This is a genomic window from Moorena sp. SIO3I8, from assembly GCF_010692325.1.
Taxonomy (GTDB): Bacteria; Cyanobacteriota; Cyanobacteriia; order Cyanobacteriales; family Coleofasciculaceae; genus Moorena.
Map to the genome: position 1 here is coordinate 1 of NZ_JAAHHW010000267.1, position 2,581 is coordinate 2,581.

Genomic DNA, 2,581 nt, shown 5'->3' on the forward strand with positions numbered 1-2,581 from the left:
TTCCATTCAATATCTATCTCTGCTAAGAATCATAGCAGACCATCAAGGAATTACTATCCTCGCTGGTGAAAAACCCTGGAGGCCAGAGAAAACTATAGCAATGGGAATGGTTACTGTTCCTTTTCCCATCCCTGAGTTTACTGTTCGTCGCTGGTGTTGGCAGAATCAACTAACCGCAGCTGGTATTTCCCTAGACAGACCAGAGCTAGATGCTTTATGCGATCGCTTCCGCCTCAATTCCGAGCAAATTACTGATGCCGTGATCGATGCCTGTAATCGAGCCCGTTGGCGAATTGCCCAAAACACTCCCCCCACTCCCCACACTCCCAACCTCCCACACTGCCTTGAAAAACCCACCTTGTCGGAACTATTTGCAGCAGCCCGTGCCCAATCTGGTCATCAACTAGGTTCATTGGCACGTCAGATTCAGCCTAAGTACAGCTGGGATGATATTGTCCTGCCAGTTAATCAAAAGGCTCAGTTGCGGGAAATTTGTAATCAAGCCAAATATCGACAGCTGGTGTGGGAAGAGTGGGACTTCCAGAGCAAGCTTTCCCTGGGCAGAGGACTGAATGTGATGTTTTCTGGCCCACCAGGGACTGGTAAAACCATGGCAGCGGAAATTATTGCCCACGAATTAGAGCTTGACCTCTATAAGATTGACCTGTCCCAAGTGGTCAGTAAGTATATCGGGGAGACAGAAAAAAACCTCAATCGCATCTTTACAGCTGCTGCCAATGCTAACGCCATTCTCCTGTTTGATGAAGCAGATTCCCTGTTTGGCAAGCGCTCTGAAATCAGCAGTGCCCATGACCGCTACGCCAATATTGAGGTTGGCTATCTCCTGCAAAAGATGGAGGAGTACGAAGGAGTGGCGATTTTGACCACCAACCTCCGCACTAATATGGACGATGCCTTTGTCCGGCGATTACGTTTTATTATTGAGTTTCCTTTTCCTAATCTCAAAGACCGCCGCCGGATCTGGGAGCAAATCTGGCCTAGTCCTGTACCTCGCTCTGAGGAACTGGATTTAGATTTTATCGCCCGTAACTGCGAGATTGCTGGGGGCAATATTCGTAATATTGCTCTGGCTGCTGCTTTTATAGCAGCAGATGATGGTGGAATTGTCAAGATGAATCACCTGCTGCGTGCAGTCCGGCGAGAGTATCAGAAGATGGGAAAAGTGTTAATAGAGGGTGATTTTGGTCAGTATGCTGGCCTAATGTGATGATTCGTAATAACTCAAATAACTGTGCAAACAATTCACTAAGCACGTTTAAGTTGTGTGTATTGTTGTTACGGAGAAGATTTAAGGGACAGTTTGCAGACTAAAGTGGGTACTTGCCAACTCAAATTGCCGATTGACCTCAGCCAGTTTGCCGATGATTTGGCGACCTGGGCTAAGAGTGAGGAAATGAGATGATTCATGACCTGGATAGAACGTTGGAGGAATTGCTCAAGGGCGAACTACCTCCTGAGCTAATCTCGTCAGTTACTATTAGCTTTGCCACACCTGACAAGGATTTTAGTGTCAAACCAGCGATTAATCTTTTTCTTTACGATGTGCGTGAGAATCTGGAGTTACGCAACACCACCTGGTCAACAGAACGCAGTAACGGTAGGGCAACCAAAAGGCGTAATCCAGTGCGAGTGGATTGCTCTTACCTAATCACCGCTTGGTCCGCTCTTACAGGTAATGGTCAAAGACCAGAGCAAGAAGAGCACCAATGGCTGGGGGAGGTAATGAAAGTGCTACTGCGTCATCGTATAATTCCAGCGGCTGTATTACAGGGAAGCCTCATGGGGATGGAACCTCCGATCAGGACAGTTAGTCTGAGTCAGAGCAACCTACAGAGTTTGGGTGAATTCTGGCAAGCAATGGGAGGAAAGCCCAGACCAGCATTGAACTACACCCTTACTATGGCTGTGGAAGTCGATGATCCAGTTGAGGCAGGAACCTTGGTAACAGATATCAGGATTGGGTAATTGCGGATTGGGAATTGGTTGACTATTTACCATTAGCCATTAGCCATTAGCCATAACCAAGATAGTTGACTAAGGGAGTTAAGTCCTGATAAATAGTTTTCCCGACATATTTGACATTTTCCAACATCTTGTTTGATCATGTCAGTGTACTGACCCAAATTTGTCAATGAATGAACAAATTAACTATGTTCCTCCCCGAGTCGCTGCTACCAGGCTCGGGGTCAGTACCAGGACACTTGAAAGGTGGCTTGACGAAGGCAAAATCCAAGGAATTAAAACCCCTGGAGGACTTTGAAGATACAATCTTGACTCAGTTGTCTCTATTTCAACAAAAAAAACAGATAGAGACGAAAGAGCAGCAATCCTATATGCAAGGGTTTCAAGCCGCTCTCAAAGAGATGATCTCGATCAACAAGTACAGTTTCTTAAGTCTCGTTACCCAGACGCAGAAGTCATCCGAGACATCGGCAGCGGTCTCAACTTCAAAAGATTTGGTCTTCACTCCCTATTGGACAGAGTTCTCAGCGGCACTTGCAAGTATATTGTCGTTGCCCACAAAGATCGGCTCTGTCGCAATGGAATCGATCTTATCTCA

At 46.4% G+C, this 2,581-nt stretch carries 3 protein-coding genes; all 3 read left to right on the forward strand.

Annotated features, from left to right (window positions below; all coding sequences use genetic code 11):
- A partial coding sequence (locus F6K51_RS36015) for an ATP-binding protein (RefSeq protein WP_293030653.1) occupies positions 1–1,228 on the forward strand: 1,228 nt, incomplete at its 5' end.
- Positions 1,229–1,419: 191 nt separating this feature from the next.
- A complete protein-coding gene (locus tag F6K51_RS36020; protein WP_070394513.1) occupies positions 1,420–1,986 on the forward strand; it encodes a DUF4255 domain-containing protein in 567 nt (188 codons plus the stop codon).
- 361 nt (positions 1,987–2,347) lie between these two features.
- Positions 2,348–2,581 (forward strand): recombinase family protein (locus F6K51_RS38810; RefSeq protein WP_365940595.1); only part of this gene is annotated, 234 nt, incomplete at its 3' end.